This is a genomic window from Hymenobacter sp. BT559, from assembly GCF_017571525.1.
GTDB lineage: Bacteria > Bacteroidota > Bacteroidia > Cytophagales > Hymenobacteraceae > Hymenobacter > Hymenobacter ginsengisoli.
Genome location: NZ_JAGETY010000004.1, coordinates 208,047 through 228,949 on the forward strand (window position 1 = coordinate 208,047; position 20,903 = coordinate 228,949).

General features: G+C 59.7%; 19 protein-coding genes and 1 riboswitch. Of the genes, 12 read left to right on the forward strand and 7 right to left on the reverse strand.

Annotated elements, in window-relative coordinates; genetic code table 11:
* The first annotated feature begins 13 nt into the window (after positions 1-13).
* From pseB to J4D99_RS07350, 5 genes are read left to right on the forward strand one after another with little or no spacing between them, the layout of a single operon-like run.
* Complete coding sequence (gene pseB / locus J4D99_RS07330) at positions 14-1,036, forward strand: UDP-N-acetylglucosamine 4,6-dehydratase (inverting) (RefSeq protein ID WP_208131055.1); 1,023 nt, start codon at positions 14-16, stop codon at positions 1,034-1,036.
* Positions 1,037-1,063: 27 nt separating this feature from the next.
* Positions 1,064-2,245, forward strand: a complete 1,182-nt coding sequence (pseC, locus tag J4D99_RS07335) for a UDP-4-amino-4,6-dideoxy-N-acetyl-beta-L-altrosamine transaminase (RefSeq protein WP_208131056.1) — start codon at positions 1,064-1,066, stop codon at positions 2,243-2,245.
* Positions 2,242-3,144, forward strand: coding sequence for an aldo/keto reductase (locus J4D99_RS07340; protein WP_208131057.1), 903 nt, complete (start codon positions 2,242-2,244; stop codon positions 3,142-3,144). The genes pseC and J4D99_RS07340 overlap by 4 nt, the downstream gene beginning before the upstream one ends.
* Positions 3,126-3,932, forward strand: coding sequence for an SDR family oxidoreductase (locus J4D99_RS07345; protein WP_236018563.1), 807 nt, complete (start codon positions 3,126-3,128; stop codon positions 3,930-3,932). The genes J4D99_RS07340 and J4D99_RS07345 overlap by 19 nt, the downstream gene beginning before the upstream one ends.
* Before the next feature lie 15 nt (positions 3,933-3,947).
* A complete protein-coding gene (locus J4D99_RS07350) occupies positions 3,948-4,700 on the forward strand; it encodes a cytidylyltransferase domain-containing protein (RefSeq protein ID WP_208131058.1) in 753 nt (250 codons plus the stop codon).
* Here J4D99_RS07350 and J4D99_RS07355 read toward each other — a convergent pair.
* Entirely contained in the window at positions 4,697-6,319 is a 1,623-nt protein-coding gene (locus J4D99_RS07355) for a T9SS type B sorting domain-containing protein (protein WP_208131059.1), read from the reverse strand. The two genes, J4D99_RS07350 and J4D99_RS07355, sit on opposite strands and share 4 nt — an antisense overlap.
* Before the next feature lie 874 nt (positions 6,320-7,193).
* On the opposite strand from J4D99_RS07355, the gene pseG reads away from it, so the two are divergent.
* The 7 genes from pseG to J4D99_RS07390 all read left to right on the forward strand — a co-directional run bounded on the left by pseG (position 7,194) and on the right by J4D99_RS07390 (position 15,674).
* Positions 7,194-8,702, forward strand: a complete 1,509-nt coding sequence (gene pseG / locus J4D99_RS07360) for a UDP-2,4-diacetamido-2,4,6-trideoxy-beta-L-altropyranose hydrolase (RefSeq protein ID WP_208131060.1) — start codon at positions 7,194-7,196, stop codon at positions 8,700-8,702.
* Positions 8,703-8,711: 9 nt separating this feature from the next.
* Complete coding sequence (gene pseI, locus J4D99_RS07365; RefSeq protein ID WP_208131061.1) at positions 8,712-9,761, forward strand: pseudaminic acid synthase; 1,050 nt, start codon at positions 8,712-8,714, stop codon at positions 9,759-9,761.
* Positions 9,762-9,802: 41 nt separating this feature from the next.
* A complete protein-coding gene (locus J4D99_RS07370) occupies positions 9,803-10,741 on the forward strand; it encodes an acyltransferase (RefSeq protein WP_208131062.1) in 939 nt (312 codons plus the stop codon).
* On the forward strand, positions 10,728-11,441 hold the full coding sequence (locus J4D99_RS07375; protein ID WP_208131063.1) for a PIG-L deacetylase family protein: 714 nt from the start codon (positions 10,728-10,730) through the stop codon (positions 11,439-11,441). Before J4D99_RS07370 ends, J4D99_RS07375 begins: the two co-directional genes overlap by 14 nt.
* A gap of 67 nt (positions 11,442-11,508) precedes the next feature.
* Positions 11,509-12,771 carry a glycosyltransferase family protein gene (locus J4D99_RS07380; RefSeq protein ID WP_208131064.1) on the forward strand — a complete coding sequence of 421 codons (1,263 nt, stop codon included), beginning with the start codon at positions 11,509-11,511 and terminating at the stop codon, positions 12,769-12,771.
* Between the two features lie 75 nt (positions 12,772-12,846).
* A complete protein-coding gene (locus J4D99_RS07385; RefSeq protein WP_208131065.1) occupies positions 12,847-14,169 on the forward strand; it encodes a DUF7033 domain-containing protein in 1,323 nt (440 codons plus the stop codon).
* A 29-nt stretch (positions 14,170-14,198) separates the two neighbouring features.
* Positions 14,199-15,674, forward strand: coding sequence for a polysaccharide biosynthesis C-terminal domain-containing protein (locus J4D99_RS07390; protein WP_208131066.1), 1,476 nt, complete (start codon positions 14,199-14,201; stop codon positions 15,672-15,674).
* A 120-nt stretch (positions 15,675-15,794) separates the two neighbouring features.
* Here J4D99_RS07390 and J4D99_RS07395 read toward each other — a convergent pair whose 3' ends face one another.
* The 6 genes from J4D99_RS07395 to J4D99_RS07420 form a co-directional block, all read right to left on the reverse strand.
* On the reverse strand, positions 15,795-17,255 hold the full coding sequence (locus tag J4D99_RS07395) for an amino acid permease (RefSeq protein ID WP_208131067.1): 1,461 nt from the start codon (positions 17,253-17,255) through the stop codon (positions 15,795-15,797).
* 234 nt (positions 17,256-17,489) lie between these two features.
* Positions 17,490-17,601, reverse strand: a riboswitch (SAM riboswitch).
* A 64-nt stretch (positions 17,602-17,665) separates the two neighbouring features.
* A complete protein-coding gene (locus J4D99_RS07400; protein ID WP_208131068.1) occupies positions 17,666-18,313 on the reverse strand; it encodes an HD domain-containing protein in 648 nt (215 codons plus the stop codon).
* A gap of 63 nt (positions 18,314-18,376) precedes the next feature.
* Positions 18,377-18,544 (reverse strand): hypothetical protein, encoded by a 168-nt coding sequence (locus J4D99_RS07405; protein WP_208131069.1) that lies wholly within the window; start codon positions 18,542-18,544, stop codon positions 18,377-18,379.
* Positions 18,545-18,551: 7 nt separating this feature from the next.
* Entirely contained in the window at positions 18,552-18,737 is a 186-nt protein-coding gene (locus tag J4D99_RS07410) for a hypothetical protein (RefSeq protein ID WP_208131070.1), read from the reverse strand.
* On the reverse strand, positions 18,724-19,749 hold the full coding sequence (locus J4D99_RS07415; RefSeq protein ID WP_213019521.1) for a Gfo/Idh/MocA family protein: 1,026 nt from the start codon (positions 19,747-19,749) through the stop codon (positions 18,724-18,726). The genes J4D99_RS07410 and J4D99_RS07415 overlap by 14 nt, the downstream gene beginning before the upstream one ends.
* 9 nt (positions 19,750-19,758) lie before the next feature.
* Positions 19,759-20,901, reverse strand: a complete 1,143-nt coding sequence (locus J4D99_RS07420) for a DegT/DnrJ/EryC1/StrS family aminotransferase (protein ID WP_236018564.1) — start codon at positions 20,899-20,901, stop codon at positions 19,759-19,761.
* Between the last annotated feature and the right edge of the window lie 2 nt (positions 20,902-20,903).

Consider the following 20,903-nt stretch of genomic DNA (forward strand, 5'->3'; position numbering starts at 1 on the left):
ACAAGGTAGTTTCATGGCCCTCGACCTCAACGGCAAGTCTTTGCTCATCACCGGTGGCACCGGCTCGTTTGGTAAGCAGTTTGTGCGCACTGTATTTAAGCTGTACCCCGGCGTGCGGCGGCTCATTGTTTTTTCGCGCGATGAGCTGAAGCAGTACGAGATGAGCCAGGAGTTTCCGCACAGCCAGTATCCGGCCATCCGGTTTTTTATCGGCGATGTGCGCGACAGCGAGCGCATGCACCGCGCTTGTGAGGGCGTCGACATTATCATTCACGCCGCCGCCCTCAAGCAGGTGCCCGCCGCCGAGTACAACCCGATGGAGTGCATCAAAACCAACATTTTCGGGGCCGAAAACGTGATAAACGCGGCCTTCGATAGTGGTGTGAAAGACGTGGTGGCACTGAGCACCGACAAGGCGGCCGCCCCCATCAACCTCTACGGCGCCACCAAGCTGTGCTCGGACAAACTCTTTGTGGCCGCTAATAACATGAAAGGCGGCAGAGACTTACGCTTATCAGTGGTGCGCTACGGCAACGTAATTGGCTCGCGCGGCTCGGTAGTGCCGTTCTTTTTGCAGCAGCGCAAAACCGGCGTGCTGCCCATCACCCACCCCGATATGACGCGCTTTAACATCTCGCTCGAGGAAGGCGTAGACTTGGTGCTGTATGCGCTGGAGCACTCGTGGGGTGGGGAAATTTTCGTGCCTAAAATTCCTTCTTACAAGATTACAGAGGTGGCCCGCGCCATTGGGCCCGACTGCGAGCAAAAAATCGTGGGTATTCGGCCGGGCGAGAAGCTGCACGAGGAGATGATAACCCAGACCGATGCGCTGAGCACGGTGGAGCTCGACCGCTACTACGTTATCCTGCCCACCACTTCGCCTGGCTGGAAGGAAGAAGATTTTATCAAGAATTTTAACGGCCAGCGGGTACCGACCGATTTTCACTACGATTCGGCCAATAACAACGAGTGGCTGAGCGCCGAGCAGATTCGGGACGAAATCCGGCTGCACGTAGATGCCGACTTCAAGGTCTAGCGGCTGGGGTTTACCGTTTTTCTACTCATGGAAACATCTTTTACCCACCCGCTGCCCTACGGCCGCCAGCACATCACCGACGAGGATGTGGCCGCCGTGGTAGCCACGCTGCACTCCGACTTTCTGACTCAGGGGCCGCGCGTAGCCGAGTTTGAAGCGCAGTTTGCGGCCTATGTGGGGGCTAGCTACGCCGTGGCCGTGAGCAATGGCACGGCCGCCCTACACCTGTGCGCGCTCGCGCTGGGGGTGCAGCCGGGCCAGCGCGTCATTACTACGCCCATCACGTTTGCGGCCTCGGCCAACTGCGTGCGCTACTGCGGCGGCGAGGTGCACTTTGCCGACATCGACCCAGCCACCGGCTTGCTTGACCTAGCGAAGGTGCGAGCGCTGCTGGAAGCTCACCCCAACGGCCATTTTGCCGGGCTGATTCCGGTTGACTTTGCCGGCCTGGCCGTGAATCTGGAAGAAGCCCGGGCGCTGGCCGACGAGTTTGGCCTCTGGATAATCGAAGATGCCTGCCACGCGCCGGGCGGCTATTTTGTAGACAAGCAAGGCCAGAAGCGCTACTGCGGCAGCGGGCAGCTGGCCGAGCTGGCTATTTTCAGCTTCCACCCGGTCAAGCACATTGCCACCGGCGAAGGGGGCATGATAACCACCAACGACGAGGCGCTAGCCCGCCACCTGCGTCGCCTGCGCACCCACGGCATTGAGCGAGAGGCCACTGGCCTGTTGCGCCAGGACGAGGGCGGCTGGTATATGGAAATGCAGGAGCTGGGCTACAACTACCGCATTTCGGACATTTTGTGCGCGCTGGGCAGCAGCCAGCTGGCCCGCGCCGACGAGGGCCTGGCCCGACGCCGCCAACTAGCCAAGCAGTACGACGTGGCATTTGCCGCCACGCCGGGCGTGACGGTGCTAGCCCCCGGCCACGAGGGCCACGCCTATCACCTCTACGTGATACAGGTGGCGAATCGGCGCGGCCTGTACGAATTTTTGCGCACCAAAAACATTCTGGCTCAGGTGCATTACGTGCCCGTGCACCGCATGCCGTACTACGAGAAGCTTGGCTGGCAGGCCGGCGATTTTCCGGCCGCCGAGGCCTATTATGCCCGCTGCCTGAGCCTGCCCCTCTACCCCACCCTCACCGACGACGAACAGGCGTACGTGGTGGCCTGCGTGCGTGAGTTTCTAGCCCAGCCCGCCGCGTGAGTGCCCAATCCGACGCGGCTATGCCAGCCCTGACTCAACGCCTGGCACTTGGCACCGCGCAGTTTGGCCTGGCTTATGGGTTGAACAACCAAGCCGGCCAGCCAACTACCCTAGCCGTGGCCGAGGTGCTGGCCGCCGCCCAGGCCGCCGGCCTCACGCTGCTCGATACGGCCGCTGCCTACGGCAACAGCGAAGCCCGCCTGGGTGAGCTGGCAGGCGATAATGCAGCTTTTAGCCTGATAACCAAGCTACCCGCCGGCCCGCCCGCGCAGGTAGCCCAACACCTGGCTGAGTCGCTGGCCCGGCTGCGGCGGGGGAAGCTTTATGGCGTGCTATTTCACGCATTTGGGCCGCTGCAAGCTCAGCCCGCCGCCTGGCAGGCGCTGCAAGCCGCGCGGGCTGCGGGGCAGGTGGCACGCATTGGGGTGTCGCTCTACCACCCGCACGAGGCCGAGTGGCTGCTAGCCCAGGGCTGGGACCTGGACCTCGTGCAGGTGCCCTACAACGTGCTCGACCAGCGCTTTGCGGGGGTGCTGCCCCGGCTGGCGGCGCACGGCGTAGAGGTGCACGTGCGCTCGGCATTTTTGCAGGGCTTGCTGCTGCGCGAGCCCGCTAGCCTGCCGCCGTTCTTTCAGCCGCTAGCCCCCAAGCTGCACCAGCTACGAGCCCTGGCCCACGAGGCAGGCGTGCCGCTAGCCGCAGCATTGCTGCTGTTTGCGGCCTACGCGCCGGGCGTGGCGCGGGCAGTTATCGGCGTCGATTCAGTTGCCAATCTGCACGAAAACCTGCGTGCCGCCAGCTACCTGGCTGCGGCCGAAACCCTGCGCCCGGCCCTAGCCGAGCTGGCCGAACCTACCGACACGTTTATTCTTCCCTACGCATGGCCGCCGCGTCCCTGACTGATTCTTTTTACCGCAGCATGTTTGATTTAGCCGGCCAAACGGTGCTGCTTACCGGTGGCTACGGCCACCTGGGCCGCGCCATTGCGGCGGGCCTGCTAGCCCACGGCGCGCGGGTAGTAGTGCTGGGCCGCAGCGCCGAAAAGTTTGCCAGCGCTTTTGGTAATGACCGTGAAAATGTTCACTTTATTTTCTGCGATGTAGCCGAAACGGCCTCCGTGCAGGCCGCCTTCCGCCAGAGCTTCGACCTCTACGGGTCGCCGCGCGTGCTCATCAACAATGCTTTTTATAGCCGCGGCCAGCAGCCCGATGCGCTCCCCGATGCCGACTTCGCGCTAGGCCTCGACGGCTCGGTGGGCACTGCCTACCGCTGCCTGCGCGAGGTGCTGCCCTATTTGCGCGCCGTAGGGAGCGGTAAAATCATTAATGTGGCCTCTATGTATGGCGTGGTGGCGCCCGACTTTGGGGCTTATACTAACGCACCCCAGTTTCTCAACCCGCCCCACTACGGCGCAGGCAAGGCTGCGATGATTCAGCTAACCAAGTACTTCGCTTCGTACCTGGGCCCGGAGAATATTCAAGTAAACTGCGTATCGCCGGGCGCTTTTCCTTCCGATGCGGTGCGGCAAAATGCGGGCTTCGAGGGTGAGCTGCAGCGGCGTATTCCGCTAGGACGCGTGGGCGAGCCGCAGGACCTGGCGGGCGCGTTTGTGTTTCTTAGCTCGGCGGCTTCCAATTTCGTGACCGGCCACAACCTGGTGGTAGATGGCGGCTGGACCATCCGCTAGGCCCTTTTCCCACTTATGACTCTGCCAACTCCGCGCGTAGTGGCGCTTATTCAGGCCCGGCTAGGGTCGTCGCGCCTGCCGGGCAAGTCGCGGCTGCCGCTGCCGCTCGATGCGGCCGGCGATGCACATACCATCTTGGGCCACGTGGTGCGCCGGGCACGGCAGGCCGCCTCGATAAGCGAAGTGATAGTCGCGACTACCACCCAACCGCTTGACGATGAGCTGGCCGCGCTAGGCGAGCGGCTGAATATTGGCGTTTTTCGGGGCGATGAGCACGACGTGCTGGGTCGTTTTGCGGGCGCGCTAGCCCAGGCTGGCCCAGCCGAAGTAGTGGTACGCCTCACAGCCGACAACCCAGCCGTGGACCCGGCTTTTTTAGACGCGGCGGTGGCCCACCACCTCGCCACCGGCGCCGCCTACACGCACACCACCGGCCTGCCGCTGGGCACTAATATCGAAGTCATCAGCGCCACGGCATTGCACCGGGCTCACGCCGAGGCAACACAGCCCGACGAGCGCGAGCACGTGACTCCTTATCTGCGCCGCCACCCTGAGCTGTTTCAGCTCGAAACGCTGCCGCTGGCCGTGCTGCCGGCAGTAGCCGCCTTGCGCCTCACCGTAGACTACCCGAGCGACTACGCCTTGCTGAGCCTATTATTCAGCACGCTAGGCCCCGATTTTTCTCTAACCGACCCGGCAGGGCTGCCCGCGCTACTGACTCTTCACCCGTGGCTCTCCGCAATAAATGGGGCCAACGTGCAGCGCTAGCTTCCGCGCTGCACCTCGACCCAGCCGCGATAGCGCTGGCCGGTAGCCTCATTGCTGAGCATATAGTAGTAGATGCCGCCGGCCTGCCCGGCCGCATTCCAGCCATTGTCGTAGCGCGGGCGGTCGTACACCTGCTTGCCCCAGCGGTCGAAAATGACCAAGTGCCAGTCTGCCGGCACAAGCCCTTTGAGCGTAAAAAACTCGTTTTCGCGGTCCCCATTGGGTGTTATGATGTTGGGGATGACGATGGGGCAATCGACGGGGCTAGCCACCCGCGTGGCGCGGGCAGGGCAGCTGGCCGCCGTGGCACGCACTTCTACGGAGTATTGGCCGGGGCCATGCGCTACGTAGCTAGGCCCAGTAGAGCCGTCTTGCCAACGGTAGAGTGTGCCCGCTGGCTGGGGATTGGTGCGAATTACCCACACGGCATTGGGGCACACCGTGGTGTCAGCCCCCAAGCTAACGCTGGGCAGTACCCCTAGCCGCACCTGGCTAGTGGCCGTAGCGGTACAGCCCTGGGGGGTGGTCACAAGCACGGTATAGCTCCCACTCGTCTGGGCTAGGTAGGTGGCGCTGGTACTGCCATCTTGCCAGCGGTAAGTAGTGCCGGCGGGCTGCGCCCCAGGCCGCAGCAGCACTGAAGCAGCACATACCAACGTATCGGCTGGCAGATGAGGGCTGGGTACCGCATTGAGGGTGACGTTCACGGCAGCGGCACTGGCGCAGCCCGCTGGCGAGGTCACAGTTACGCTGTAGCGACCGCTAGCCTGAGCCAGGAAAGTAGCATTGGTGCTGCCATCCTGCCAGCGGTAGGTGCTGCCAGGTGGCTGCACGCCGGCAGCTAGCTGATACTGGGTACCGCACACCACGACATCATTACCCAGGCTAACCTGCGGCAATGGCGCTACTTCTACCGCTTGGGTAACGGTAACTGGCGTATCGATGCCCGGCACTGAAACCGACAGCGTTACTTGGTAGGTGCCCGCATTGCCATACGTATGCGTAGGAGTTAACCCGGTCGCCACATTCAACCCGCCCGAGGCCGGGTCGCCAAAGTTCCAGGTGGCTACTGCGCTGCTCACGGCAGGCTGCAAGGTGCCCACAAATGCTACAGCAGCGCCGGCACAGGTAGCATTGCTAGTGAAGTTGGCGGAATAGTTAATTATCGGATAGATGTTTGCAAAATTTGGCAAGCCGTTCAATCCTTGTTTACCCGCCAATGTTACCGCCTGCCGTTTGTAGTTACAGGCTGCCCCTGTAGCATTCGGATTTTGAATGGCGTTTAGGAAGGTGTTTCCATAAGAAGCTACATAAATTTTACCATCCGGTCCTAATACCAGGTTGCCCAAGCGCTCGGCACTTACAATTAAGGTGGCAGAATTTACAATTGCCGTGGGCGAGCCGGCGAGCAAATTATACTGCGTAATCTCGCCAGCCAGGGAGTAGGTTGTATATAACTTGCTATTATCGGGCGAAAACTCTACGCCGTAGGTGTAGTCGTGATAAGCGAGCAGTACATAGTTCGAAACCCCTCCCGTCGCATTATCAAAGTCATAAAGCTCACACTGCGAATCGCGCTGAGCCAATGCCAGGTGCCGCCCATCAGGCGAAGCCTTCATACAGCCAACCGCATTGGCTGCCCCATAAAAGCTAGACCCGCCTTGGTGGACGGCGCCTACATTACTGATAACAGGTGTTGAACTGATGCCAGTAGGCGAAAGCAAAAAGCTGTAGAACGCATTAGATTGCCAGCCGTGCACCACTATCCAGTAATCACGACCATTGGCGTGGCGCACAGCGGTTAGTTTTTCAGTTACTTTGCCGCCTATCGTAGGTGTTGGCAACACGACGCCCTTTATGCCGGTTATATCGCCTAGCCCCCCCCTCAGCGAAAAATCTACTATAGAATATCGCAGCCCGCCTACCAGGTTGTTTTCGATGGCATCGGCGCAGAAAAGGTATGCCTTGGTAGAGCTACCGGGCAGGGGTAACAGCAAGGCTCCCTGGGAAGTAGAATTGTTTCCGCCTAAGCCTGTGCCGCCATTGGGCATTACCTGATGCTGACTATCCCAGATAGCCTCCCCATTGCTGTAAGCTAGTAGCTGCCCATTAGCATCCGACAAGGATGTACAGCCTTCGTAAGTGAGCATTGCGCTGTTGGTAAGCGCCACAGGACCGCTGCTAGTGAACTTCACGCCAGCATGGTCGCCAAAGTACCAGTTTTGTATTTGTGCCCAGCTGGCTGACGACTTTAAAAGAAGCGACAGAAGCACACTCAAAACAAGCCTAATAGAGTAATTTTTCCTCATGTAGTATACTTTACTTCTAAGTAGAATTATTGACTTAGCAAAACTAAGTTGATTTCTTTGCTCAGAAACTATGATACTCAATACGGCTACAGTGATTCTTTGAAAAATGATGCTGCACTTGCATTTCTACTTTTGTGGTGTGTGCACTTTTACTATTACTGAATTAGTTATTCTGGTTTATTAAATGTCTGACAACTACTTATCAGCAGGGCCACTCTATTTTAGAGTCGATGGCTCCTCTACTATTGGCCTAGGGCACTTGGTGCGTTGCCAGGCGCTAGCACAGGCCCTGCAACCCATCTTCAAAGCTGTATTTATAGTGCGCGAAGCAGAAGATGCTATTAAACAGCAACTTGGTAGTGCAGGGATAGCATTGTGGGCCATACCGGCGGCTATAGCCACCGGCACAGCCGAAGCTGACTGGCTAGCTAATCAATTAACCCCAACAGATGTATTAATCCTGGATGGGTATCACTTCACGTCTGATTATCAGCAGACAGTAGCTGCCACTGGCGCTGCATTAGTTTGCCTCGACGACTTAATTACGCCGCCCCTATGGGCTGACCTCGTGCTTAATCAAGCTGGTGGCGTGCTGCCAGCGGCTTACGCTCAAGTGCCGCTGGCACAGCTCTGCTTAGGCCCAGTATATGCCCTGCTGCGGCCGGAGTTTTGGGCCTCTGCCACCAGCCCCTCAGAAAGGCGTGAGTGCCGGCTGTTTCTAAATATGGGCGGCGCTGACCCTACCAATCAAACGGCGCTCTTGCTGCCCTTAGTACGGCAGCATTTCCCTAGCTATACGCTAGTAGTAGTAACCGGGGCAGCCTATCCGCACCAGGCAGCCTTGCAGGCAGTTGCTCAGCCGCTAGGGGGCTCTATTCTTCTCTACCATGACTTGTCGGCGGGGGCCCTAGCGGCGCTGCTGCGCACCTGCGAGGTTTTTGTGTGCCCACCCAGCGGCGTGGCGTATGAGTGCTGTGCTACTGGTGGAGCTGTACTACTGCACCCCACTGCCGAAAACCAGCAGATGCTGTTTCAGTTCTTAGTGCAGCAACAACTTGCACTCCCCCTGGCCGAGGGCCTTACCCTACCAGAAAATGCCTTGCCATCTGTAGCAGCTCAGCAATTGATAAGACAACGGCAGTTATTCGATGGACTAGCTGCCCAACGGCTACAAACCATTTTTTATCAATTGGCCGAAGGACAGCGCTATAGCCTACGGCGAGCTACCAAGCAGGACTCACAACTCTATTTTACGTGGGCCAACGACCCAGCTGTTCGACGCAACGCTGTCCATTCAGCGCCTATCGCCTGGGAAACGCACATTGCCTGGTTTTCTCGACGGCTGCAAGACCCGGACTCCTACCTCTATCTCTTACTATCACCCACTGATGAACCCATTGGTCAGGTACGAATTGAGTTCGATGGCCCAGCATCTGTGGGCACTATTGACTACTCGCTAGCCCCCGCTTTTCGAGGCCAGGGGCTAGGGCAGTTACTATTGCGCCGGGCACTGCAGCGGCTGCGCCACGAGCGCTCTGGGCTAGCCCACCACGCAGTGCAAGGCTTAGTAAAAAGCAGCAACCGGGCATCGGCGCGGGTATTCGAGCAGTTGCGGTTTGTGCAGCAGGGGTCCGTTACTTTGCAGGGCGAAGAGTACGAGGCTTACCAACTCAACTTTCCGCCTTCTTGTTAATTCATTGCTATGCAGGATATTGTACTGGGTGGCCATCGCATTGGTGCTGGTCAACCACCTTTTATTATTGCCGAAATGTCGGGCAACCATGGCCAATCGCTGGAGCGAGCCCTAGCCATTGTGGATGCCGCTGCCGACGCTGGGTGTCAAGGCCTGAAAATTCAGACCAGCACCCCCGATATGCTCACGCTCGATAGCCGGGAGCCCGACTTTGTGGTGCGTGGCGCAAACCAGGACTGGGAAGGACAGTCACTTTACGAACTGTATACCACCAACTTCACGCCGTTTGAATGGCACGCGGCCATCTTTGCGCGTGCGCAGGAACGCGGCATGGTAGGCTTCAGCTCCCCATTTGGGATAGAGGCAATTGAGTTTTTGGAAAGCGTAGGCTGTCCAGCTTACAAGATTGCGTCGTTTGAGAATAACTGGCCGGAACTCATTCGCCGAGCGGCTCAAACGGGCAAGCCTATAATCATTTCGACGGGTATGGCCGACTTAGCCGACCTGGAGCGTATGGTAGCTATTGTGCGGGCCGAGGGCAATGAGCAGCTGGTACTGCTTAAATGCACGAGCACCTATCCGGCTGAGCCACACAACACTAACTTACGCACAATTCCGCACTTGCGCGAGCTGTTTAATTGCCAAGTAGGTCTTTCCGACCACACGCTCGGTACTGGGGTAGGCGTAGCCGCTACTGTGCTAGGGGCTACCGTTATCGAAAAGCACTTGACACTCGACCGGGCCGACGGTGGGCCCGACGCCTCTTTTTCGCTGGAACCGGCCGAGATGGCTCGCCTCGTGCAGGAGTGCCGCCAAGCTCAGCAGGCGCTGGGCAGCGTGTTTTACGGCCCTACACAGGCAGAGCAAAAGTCGCTGGCTTTCCGGCGCTCTATCTATGTAGTACAAGACGTAGCCGAGGGGGAAATACTTACCGCTGATAATGTACGCGTTATTCGGCCAGGCAATGGCCTGCCGCCGCATGTACTCCCGCAGGTGATAGGGCGCCCGGCCCGCCACTCAGTGCGCCGGGGCACAGCCCTGAACTGGGATATGGTGTAGCAGCGCGCAGCCTCATTCTACTACTTAACCGATACCAGTCAATGCAGATTCATCGCTTCGAAAATGGCAGCTATATCATCGCCGAACGCCTAAAGCTTGGGCACAATGTGCAGGTTGGCCCCCATACCAGCATACGAGCTACTGAGTGTGTTATCGGCGATGATGTCACAATCGGCGCTCATAATACTTTTCTTGTAGGTCAACGCCTTGAAATCGGAGCACTCACTACTATTGGCAACCATAATAGCTTGACCGCCCGCACCATAGCCTTAGGTGAGTATGTATTTTGGGACTCGCACGTCACGGTAGGGCACGGTGGCAAATTCAGCCCTGATGCACATCTCACGGTGGGCTCGTATTCAATGATTTGCGCGCGCATTACGCTAAATACCAACCACCGTATCGATATCGGAGAGTACGTTGGTATTGGCGAGGACGTAGCGGTTTGGACGCATGGCTCATTTTTGCCAATTCTGGAGGGCTTTCCGGCCGATTTTGGTCCCGTTAGTATTGGTCATCACGTTTGGCTGCCAGCACGCACCACCGTATTACCTAATCGTCGCATCGGTAATAACGTGGTAATTGGCACCAACTCTCTTATTAATAAAGACTTGCCTGATGGCTGCCTAGCGGGCGGCATTCCGGTCAAGATATTGCGGGAGAATGTGTACCCCAGTGAAGACCCCGCGCGCAACGCGAAGCTTGTTGGCCAAGTGCTGCACGATTATGCTGAGCTAGCTGCCTATAAAGACCTGCAGGCCAACCTTGCTTACGATGAAGCCAAGCAGACAATACGATGCAATGAAGTGGTATTCGACTTGGCTACCATGAGAGCGCAAGGCACTTTTACCCGCACAGAAGAAGATTTCCGAGACTATCTGCGTCGGCGGGGTATCAAGTTTTATACAGGCAAACCGTTTACGTCGGTGCTACCGGAAGAGTACCGTCACCTGCTTTACCCACCCAATGAGCTGCTTTAGCATTGACAATCAACGCATACTAGTAGTAGTAGCGCACCCTGATGACGAGCTTCTGGGATTAGGAGCCAGCATTCACCGGCTAGTACATCGGCACGGCTGCGAGGCCAGGGCAGTTATTTTAGGCGAAGGCCTGACCTCACGGTCAACTACCCGCGACACTGAGCGCTGGGCCACTGACCTGGCCCAGCACCGCAGCAATATTGCGCAGGCTGCGGCCGCCGTTGGATATGCTTCTACGGGCATCTATGATTTTGCTGACAACCGTTTCGATTCAGTCGACTTGCTCGACATTATCAAAGTTGTGGAGCAGGAAAAAGAAGCATTCCAGCCACATTTAATCTTTACCCATCATGGCGGCGATACAAACATCGACCATCGCCGCACATTCGAGGCTGTAATCACGGCCTGTCGCCCGTTGCCCGGCGAACCCGAGCGCACTATTTTAGCTTGTGAAACGCCCTCTTCAACCGAATGGCAGGCAGCGAGCTATCCGCAACCATTCCTTCCTAACTTCTTTCTAACAGTAACCGAGGAAGATGTCGCGGCAAAAATCGCGGGTATGGAAGCTTATGAGTTTGAGAAACGTCCCTACCCGCACCCCCGCTCGCCAGAAGCGCTGCGACTGCTAGCCCAGCGCTGGGGCGTAGTAACCGGACAACCATTGGCAGAGGCGTTTATGCTTGTTCGGCACATTGGATAAGGCCGTTACTCCTGCTCAACCAGCGACAATTTACGTTAGGGAACGTATAGCTAGGCTGCGTAATATTTTGTACGTTCGCTTCAGCGACCACTTCGCGAATTTCCCACCTGAACTACTCGCCAGCATCTCGCCAGCTAGCACCTGGCGGCGACTGATGCGGGTGGCGGCCTACGCCGGGCTGCGGCTGGTGGGCCACTTGTTTCAGCCCATCAAAAACCCCGACCGGCTGGCGGGCGCGGTGTGGCTCTACGTGGTGAGCGCCAATAACTACGAGGCGCTGAAGTTTATTCAGGAAGCGTGGCCCGACGCGGTACTGGTGGCAGGCCAGGGCAAGAATATCGGGCGCTACGGGAAGGCCGTGAATCGGCTGTCGCTGCGACGTAAGTTATTGTACTACTGGCAGTACCCGGGGGCACTACTAGGCCTTCACCAACTGGTGGGCGAGCGCGCCTTGCGCTTTTTCGACCTCGTTTTTTACGCCATTGGCTACTACGAGGTGTACCGGCTAGCCCTTCGCCACTACCGGCCCCGCGCGGTAGTATTTGCCAATGACCACAACGACGACGCCCGGGCCCTACTGCTGGCCTGCCGCGCCGAGGGTGTGCCCACGGCCTATGTGCAGCATGCCAGCGTGAGCACCAACTTTCCGCCGCTAGGCTTCGACTTGAGCCTGCTTGAAGGCCAGGACGCCCTCGACAAGTATCGCCAGTGCGGCCCCGTACACGGCCGCGTCGAGCTGGTGGGTATGCCAAAGGCCGATGCCTTTCTGGCCCAGCGCAACCAGGCGCCGCAGGTACAGCGGGTGGCCGTGGCCTGCAACCTGCTCGACGAGCTGCCCGCCGTGGCCGACACGCTGGCCCACCTGCTGCGCGAGCTGCCCGACCTCACGTTTACGCTGCGCCCCCACCCTAGCGACCAGCGCGACTTCAGTGAGCTGCGCCTGGCGCTGCCCGGCTTGCAGTGGAGCAACCCGCAGCAAGAGAACGTGTTCGAGTTTTTGCAAGGGCACGATGCGCTGGTAGCGGCCGATACCAGCACCCACCTCGAAGCCACGCTGCTCAACGTGGCGAGCCTCTACTACCGCTTCACGCCCACGGCCAGCCTGTCCGATTATTATGGCTACGCGGCCCACGGGCTTAGCGAATGGGCGCACTCGTCCACCGAGCTGGTGGCCGCCCTGCGCCGGCTAGCCCACCATAAGCCCCTCGACCTGTACCGCCGTGCGGCGTATTACAACGCCACCCTCGGCACGCCCGACGAAGGGCATAGCCGCGCACTAGCCCTGCGCCGACTGGGCGAATGGCTGGACACCCCAACCAGCGGGACGTAATTTCGCCCTATGCCTGCCCCTGCCCCAGCTCCCGCCGCTCCCGTCGCCGTTTCGGCCGAGGTGCGCCTAGCTTACGTGCTGCGGCACTTCCGGCTCGCCTACCCCGATGCGCCGGCGACGACTATCGGCTACGCGGGTACTCAGCCACAAGTTGAAGTAGCAGAGTTGAGTGCAGGCTTTTTTAATGGCAATAGCCCCCACCCGCTGGAACCCAATTGGCGCGAGTGGTTAGGCCGGCAAATCCCGTTTTTTTTTGATAATCCGGCTGCCGAAACGCTGCTTAATTTTCAGCCGGGCAAAGTGGTTATTTCGGCAGATATTATTTCGGCGGCATTTTTTTTATTGAGCGGCTGGCAGGAATACTTCTCGACTGAGCGCGACCAGCACGGGCGTTTTCCTTACGCAGCCAGCGTGCAGAAAATCTATAATTTCGTGACGCTGCCAGTTGTCAATTATTATTTCGACGTACTAAAAACGGCCGTAGAATACGTGAGCGGCCAGTCGCTGCAGCCGCGTCGCTGGGGCAGGCAACAGGCCAGCTTTGCCGCGTTTATCTCGCACGATATTGATAATTTATATAGCGCCTGGAAAGCACCGGCTAAGGCTGCGCTGCTAGCTCATGATTTTAAATTATTCGGGAAATTATTATGGCAGCATTTTACCCAACCCGATGCTTGGAACAACCTAGAAGCAGTGGCAGCAGCTACGGCGCAGTATGGTGCTAAATCTACTTTTTTTATTCTGCCTAACTCGGACAAAGCAGCCAGCGGCATAGCTAATGCCGATTATCAGTTACGTCCAAGCCTTTGGCAACGCTTGAGATTACTCGAAGCAGCTGATTGTGAGCTTGAATTGCATGGAAGCCTAGGCGCCTCCGTTGACGAAACCACACTTACCCGTGACTTAGATAATTTTCAATATGCAGGAACGGGGCTGCGCTTTCATTACCTAAGCTGGGACCCTCGGCAGACACCTGCTACAATAGATGCTGTAAATTTTAACTACGATTCTACGCTTGGCTTTGCAGAGCGCTTCGGTTTTCGCCACAGCTATTGCCAACCATTTTACCCATTCGATTTTCTTACTGGTAAGGAGACAGATTTTCTCGAAATTCCGCTTAATGTGATGGATGCGACACTCCATCATCCGAATTATTTGCAGCTAGCCCCTTCCGAAATTCTACCCGCGCTTCAACCCGTTTTTGCCGAAATAGCGCGCTTCGGCGGTGTGGCCTCAGTGCTGTGGCACAACGAGAATTTTGACCCGGCCAACACCCAAAATGGCCCGCAGCAATTTCACGAAATAATGCGCCACTTGCAGCAGCAAGGCGCCGCCTTTCTCACGGGCCGCGAAATATGGCAGGAAGTTACGACCGAGCCCACCGCCCCAAACGCATAATTTTTAATTCATACTTTTTAATTCCAAACTTGGGCATCGTTCAGCGGCAGAGTCTGCGCAACACGGTTATTTCTTACGTCGGGCTGGGTATTGGCTTCGTCAATACCACGCTGGTGCTGCCGCGGCTGCTGGCGCCAGCGCAGCTTGGGCTTACTTCCATTCTGGTATCGCTGGCTACGATGGGGGCACTGGTGTCGGCGCTGGGCTTTACGAATACTACGCTGCGGTATTTCCCCTATTTCCGCGACCGCGAAAATGGCCACTCTGGGTTTTTGGCGCTGCTGCTAGGGCTGCCGCTGACCCTGTTTGTAGTGGTGGCGGGGGCCTTGTGGCTGGGGCGGCCGCTGGTACTGCGCTGGTATGCCCACGATGCCGCCCTGCTAGGCCCGCACTACGGCGCCATGCTGGGGCTAGCGCTCTGCATCTTGCTTTACAACTTGCTGGAGGCCTATACCAAGTCGCTGTTTCACACGTCGTTCTCGTCGTTTCTCACCGATGTGTTGCAGCGCCTGCTTATTGTGGGCTCGGCGGCGCTCTATGGCGCGGGCGTGCTTTCCTTCGACGGCTTTGTGCTGGCCTACCTGGGTAGCTACGCGGCCATTGCGGCGCTGCTGCTCGGGTATTTGGCGGCTATCGGCGAACTGCACCTGCGGCCTACCCGTGCGGTGCTGCGGGTGCGACCGGTGGGCGAGCTGCTGCGCTTCGGCAGCTTTGCGCTGCTGGGCAATATCTCGGGCACGCTGCTGCTAACCATCGACTCGCTCATGCTGGGCTCGCATAGCTTTGCCGATGCAGGTATTTATACTATTGCCCTGAATATCAGCACAGCGCTGGCGGTGCCCTTTCGGGCGCTGTATAAGACGGCCTACCCGCTCATTGCCGAGTACTGGAAGGAAGGCGCTACCGATAAAATGCTTGATTTTTATCGCCGCAGCACGCGCCTGACAACCGCGCTGGGTGCCTACTTGGCGCTGGGCATCGGGCTCAATCTGTCGTTTATTTATTCGCTCATTCACCGGCCCGAATATGCGGCGGGCACCCTAGCGGTGCTGCTCTTGCTGGTCGGCCGGCTCACCGATGGCATCACGGGCGTCAATGGCATTATCGTGGTTACTTCGCCGCGCTACCGCTACGATTTACTGTTCAACGTGGGGCTTTCGGGGTGCATTATTGGGCTGAATGCGCTGCTCATTCCGCGCCTAGGCCTCACGGGTGCGGCGTTGTCGAATGCCCTGGCTCTAGTCAGCATCAACCTGTTGCGCACCTGGTTTGTGTGGCGCAGCTTCGGCTGGCAGCCATTTGATAGGCGCATTTTCTACATTCTGGGGCTAGCGGGCGCGGCAGGGCTAGTGGCGTGGGCATTGCCCGGATTTCAGAATAGTTGGCTGACACTGCTGCTGCGCGGGGGCGTGCTCACGGCGCTCTACGGAGCCGGGCTGCTACTCACGGGCTGGGTGCCGGAGGTATCAGCGCTGGCGCGGAAGGTGGGGTTGCCTATTCGCTAAAGGGTACGCAAGGATAACGGGAGCAGGCCTAGCTAGTGGCGATTGGGCTGTTGTCGCCGCTATTATCGACGAGAAGCTGGCCGGAGGAGAGTCTAGATTAGTGCAGTGGGAGAGATAATGCTACTGTGCTTCTCCCACTGCTGCCTGTTGCCCCAACTTGCTATTTTTCTTGCCGTAACCGAAGTAAATCGCTAGCCCCAGTGCCAGCCACACGGCCAGGCGCAGCCAGGTTTCCCAGGGCAGGCTCACCATCATCAGGACGCAAGTGGCAATGCCCAGGATGGGCACCACCGGCACCCACGGCGTGCGGAAGCTGCGCGGGGCTTCGGGGTTGGTGCGGCGCATGATGAGCACGCCCAGGCACACCATCACGAAGGCTAGTAGCGTGCCGATGCTCGTCATTTCGCCCACCACCGAGATGGGCACAAAACCCGCAAACAACGCAATAAAGGCCCCTAGCAGCAGGTTGGACTGCACCGGCGTGCGGAAGGTGGGGTGAACCTTGGCGAAAACCGGCGGTAGCAGGCCGTCCTTAGCCATCGAGAAAAACACCCGCGACTGGCCTAACAAATCGACGAGAATAACGGAGGTGTAGCCGATAAGAATAGCCAGAATAATGGCGCCGCTGAGCCAGGCGTAAGGCGTTTTTTCGATGGCAATGGCCACCGGCGCGGCGCTGTCCTTGAACTCTTTGTAGTTGGCTAGCCCGGTCATGACGTAGCCGAAGAGCACAAACAAGATGGTGCACACCACCAGCGAGCCTAGGATGCCAATGGGCATGTTGCGCTGCGGGTTTTTGGTTTCCTGGGCCATGGTGGCTACGATATCGAAGCCGATGAATACGAAGAAGACCACGCCCGCCCCGCGCAGCACGCCGCTCAGGCCAAACTCGCCAAACTTGCCGGTATTGTCGGGGATGTAGGGGTGGTAGTTAGCCGGGTCGATATACTTCCAGCCCAGCACGATAAACACCAGCACCACCGCCACCTTGAGGGCTACCACCAGCGCATTAAACCATGCCGAGCCCGACGTGCCCCGGATAATAATAGCCGTGATAACCAGCACAATGAGCATGGCCGGCAGATTCACGAGCCCGTGCACCACCGAGCCATCGGCTAGGGTGGCCGGGGCGTCGAAGGGCGACAGCACGAGCTGGGCGGGCAGGTGCAGGCCGTATTTACTCAAGAATTTGAGCAGGTATTGCGACCAGCTGATGGCCACCGTGGCGGCGCCCACCGAGTATTCGAGCACGAGGTCCCAGCCGATAATCCAGGCAAATAATTCGCCCATCGTGGCGTAGGCGTAGGTGTAGGCCGAGCCGGCCACCGGCACCAGGGCCGCAAACTCGGCGTAGCAGAGCGCCGAGAAGGCACAGCCCACGGCCGCCACTACGAAGGAGAGCGTCACGGCCGGGCCGGCATTATTAGCCGCCGCGATGCCGGTGAGCGAAAACAAGCCTGCCCCGATAATGACCCCGATGCCCAGCGCAATGAGGCTCACGCCGTTGAGTGTGCGCTTGAGGGTACCCGCGCCCGACTCGGACGCTTCCTGCCGCAGCAGGCCCAATGATTTTTTCAGCATAAAACGACACAACGCGAGCCTGGCGGCCCCCGTCAAAACGACCCGCTCCGCCGATGCGCATTCGCGCCCGGCTAGCCCTGGTCAACCCTCTAAAAGATAAAAAATGATGTAATCGCCGGACGGCGACTCACGCTAGGCTCCCCAACAACAGCGCACCACGCGGTGGCTGGCCCGCGCCGCAGCGCCGGAAACAGAGAAAGCAAACGAAGCAGAAAAAGCAGCACGCACCACGGGCTTTTATATGGCCGCCATAGTTTAGCGGCCGGTCGGTTGGCACCGTTCCAGCGAGTGGCTGGGGGTTGCCGGCGCGTCGCAGAGCCTATCTCTCAGCGCCTCTTTATAAAAACAAGCTGGGCTGGCGGGCCTGCTCGACTGAGGCAAAGATACGGCCGGATGTTGGTTTGGTGAGCCTAGCCTGGCAGCCCGCCCCGCTCCCAAGCTGCCAGCTCGGCCGCCAGGTTGCGGCGGGCGGGGCCGTCCAGCTCATCGCGTAGCGCAGGGGTGTGGAAGAGTACCGGCGCATCGAGCAGCCTAGCCAGCACCTGACGGCGGCCGGGGCGGTAGAGCAGTTCGGGCACTTGCTGGTACTCGCGGCGCACCTGGCGGGCGTAGTCCCAGTATGCGGCCTCGGGTGCGCCCAGGATGCTGAGGTCGGCATCCAAGAATAAGAGCAGGTCAGCGTCGTGGGGCGGCTGGGGCTGAGTATGGTCCTGGGTGCGGCGAATGAGGTCGACCACGCGCTCGCGCCGGGCTGGTTCGAGGGTAGTTTCGGCCAGGAAGGCCAGAGCCCAGTCGGCGCTTCGGGCTTCGTTGTCGTGCCGCAGGGCCTCGTACACAGCATCGTGAAACCAGATAGCCAGGTCCACCACCGCCGCATCTTGCCGGGCGAAAGCCGCCACCCTAGCCAGCAGGTTTTCGATATGCGCTAGGCTATGATAGTGCCGCTCGGGCGCCTCGTAAGCTGCGGCAAGGCGCTGAAGCTCCGCTTCACGGCGCTGGGCATCGGGCAGTAGCTGGGCCGTGAGGGCGTGCCAGCGGGCGGCAAGGGCGGTAGTCATGGGCAGCGATAGGAAAAGCAGGCGGCCAAGTTAGGTACTGCCGCACGCTAGCCCCGGTGAGGGCTAGTGCACGTGCACATCGGCCGGCGGCAGGCCCGGCCCGCTTAGGCGCAGCGAGTCGAGGCCGTAGTAAGCGGCGGCTGATTGGTTGTAGCGGGCGCTGGCCCGCTCGCTCAGCGGCTCGCCCAGAATGAGCACGTACTGCGGCGTGATGCCGACGAGCGGCGGCACGGCCACCTCACGCTGCCCGGATGGTGGCCTCGCGCGCGGCCAGCTGGTGCTGCCAGGCAGGCCCGTTGCCGAGCCACTCGCGCCAGGCGGCGCGCTCGGGGCCGCCGAGGGCCAGCAGCAGGGCTAGCCCCAGCCCGACAACCCAGCGGCGCCGGGCCAGCCAAAACCGGATGAGGGGGCTAGCGGAGGGCATAAATTCGCTCAATTATCTCCACCACTTTAAGTCCTTCCAGGGCGGTGGCGGTGGCCGTGCCGCGCTGCTGCACCGTGGCTACCACGTTGTCAAGCAGCTGGGCATGGTTGGCGGCCGAGCCCTGGTAGGGCCCGTAGCTGTTGGCGGGGCTAGTGGGTGGCAGGTTGGGCATTTCGTAGTCCTGCAGGTGGCAGTATTCAACCTTATCGAGATACTGGCCACCGATACGCAAAGAGCCGCGCGCGGCCACCACGGTCAGCGAACTTTCGAGGTTGCAGTCCCACACGGCGGTGCTGTAGCTGAGCGTGCCGCTGCCGCCGCGCACCAGGTCGAAGGCAACGAGGCCACTATCCTCAAACTCGGTGAGGCCCGCGTGATTGAAATCACGAAACCGGGCCGCGATATTCGTAATGTCGCCAAAGACCCAGTACAACAAATCGACGAAGTGGCTGAACTGCGTGAAGAGCGGGCCGCCATCGAGGGCCCGTGTGCCGCGCCAGCCGTCGGGCTGGTAGTAGCGCGCATCGCGGTTCCAGAAGCAAGTGAGCTGTACCAGAAACACCTCCCCTAGCCGGCCTTCGTCGTAAAGCTGCTTGAGCCAGGCGGCCGGCGGCGAGTAGCGGTTTTGCATCACGCCAAAGGCTAGCCGGCCGGTTTGGCGGGCCATCTGCACGATGCGCACAGCATCGGCCGTATGCAGGGCAACGGGCTTTTCAACAACCACGTGCAAGCCCGCGCGCAAGCCCGCCACGGCCTGCGGGGCGTGCAGGCCGTTGGGGGTGGCCACCGTGAGCACGTCGGCAGCAGGGCCACTTTGCAGGTATTCTTCCAAGGAAAGGAAAAACGGCACGCCTGGAAACTCGGCCGCCAGGCCGGCCCGCAATTCTTCGCGCACGTCGACAAGCGCTACCAGGCTAGCCCCGGCGTGGCGCGCCACTAGCGCCGCGTGCCGCCGGCCAATGTGGCCTACGCCACAAATGGCAAAGCGGATAAGCTCAGGTTGAGTAGACAAAGGCCGTAATTAAACCGCGAAGAAAGCGCATATGTGAGCAATAATGAACTCCTGTTGCCCTCCCGTCAGCCCTGGGTGCACCGGCAGCGACAGCACCTGCCCGCACAGCCGCTCGGCCACCGGAAACTGCCCTAGCGGGTATCCCAAATATGCATACGCCGGCTGCTGGTGCACCGGCAACGGATAGTAAATAGCACTCGGAATACCGTGCGCTTTGAGGTGCTGCTGCAATGCATCGCGCCGGCCCTCGCCCTCAACCTTAATAGTGTACTGATGAAACACGTGGCTGCTGCGCGCATCGCGGGCCGGCAGGTGCAGGCCAGGCACGCTAGCCAGCGCGGCGTCGTAGCGGGCGGCTAGGGCCTGGCGAGCGGATTGGGCGGCCGGCAGGTGGCGCAGCTTCACGCGTAGCAGGGCGGCTTGCAGGGTATCGAGGCGTGAGTTGAGGCCGATGCGCTGGTGCAGGTATTTCTGGCGCTGGCCGTGGTTGGCGAGCTGACGCAGCAAGTCGGCGCGGGCTGCGGTGCGAGTGAAGAGCGCGCCGCCATCGCCAAGGCAGCCCAGGTTTTTGCTGGGGAAAAACGAGGTGGTGCCCACCTCTCCTACCGTGCCGGCAAAGGCCGTTTCGCCGCTGGCGAAGGCAAAAGTGGCCCCTAGCGCCTGGGCATTGTCTTCAATAAGCGCTACCCCAGCCAGCTGGCAAATCTTTGTCAACTCCTCCATATCAGCACATTGCCCAAATAAGTGGACCGCCACCACGGCCCCGGTACGGGGCGTGAGCGCCGCCCGCACGGCCGCCGGGTCGACGTTGAAGGTATCTGGTAACACCTCAACGAGTACGGGCCGTAAACCCAACAGCGCAGCAGCCTCCAGGGTGGCCACGTAGGTGAAGGCTGGCACAATAACCTCGGTGCCGCGCGGCAGCCCCAGACTCAGCAAGGCTAGCGTGAGGGCGTCGGTACCATTGGCACAGGGCACCACGTTCGCGCCGCCCAGGTGCGCGCCCAGCTCGGCGGCAAACTCGTCCACATCCGGCCCCTGGATGAACGCCGCCTCCTGCACGGTGGCGCGCCAGGCGGCATCCAGCTCGGCTTGGTAGGGCGCGTGCTCAGCAGCGAGGTCGAGCAGCTGAATGGGAGGCAATGCAGGCAAGG

Coding starts and splice junctions, on each gene's coding strand:
- pseB (WP_208131055.1), top strand. CDS start 14: ATGGCCCTCGACCTCAACGGCAAGTCTTTGCTCATCACCGGTGGCACC.
- pseC (WP_208131056.1), top strand. CDS start 1,064: ATGGAAACATCTTTTACCCACCCGCTGCCCTACGGCCGCCAGCACATC.
- J4D99_RS07345 (WP_236018563.1), top strand. CDS start 3,126: ATGGCCGCCGCGTCCCTGACTGATTCTTTTTACCGCAGCATGTTTGAT.
- J4D99_RS07350 (WP_208131058.1), top strand. CDS start 3,948: ATGACTCTGCCAACTCCGCGCGTAGTGGCGCTTATTCAGGCCCGGCTA.
- J4D99_RS07355 (WP_208131059.1), bottom strand. CDS start 6,319: ATGAAGGCTTCGCCTGATGGGCGGCACCTGGCATTGGCTCAGCGCGAT.
- pseG (WP_208131060.1), top strand. CDS start 7,194: ATGTCTGACAACTACTTATCAGCAGGGCCACTCTATTTTAGAGTCGAT.
- pseI (WP_208131061.1), top strand. CDS start 8,712: ATGCAGGATATTGTACTGGGTGGCCATCGCATTGGTGCTGGTCAACCA.
- J4D99_RS07370 (WP_208131062.1), top strand. CDS start 9,803: ATGCAGATTCATCGCTTCGAAAATGGCAGCTATATCATCGCCGAACGC.
- J4D99_RS07375 (WP_208131063.1), top strand. CDS start 10,728: ATGAGCTGCTTTAGCATTGACAATCAACGCATACTAGTAGTAGTAGCG.
- J4D99_RS07395 (WP_208131067.1), bottom strand. CDS start 17,255: ATGCTGAAAAAATCATTGGGCCTGCTGCGGCAGGAAGCGTCCGAGTCG.
- J4D99_RS07400 (WP_208131068.1), bottom strand. CDS start 18,313: ATGACTACCGCCCTTGCCGCCCGCTGGCACGCCCTCACGGCCCAGCTA.
- J4D99_RS07410 (WP_208131070.1), bottom strand. CDS start 18,737: ATGCCCTCCGCTAGCCCCCTCATCCGGTTTTGGCTGGCCCGGCGCCGC.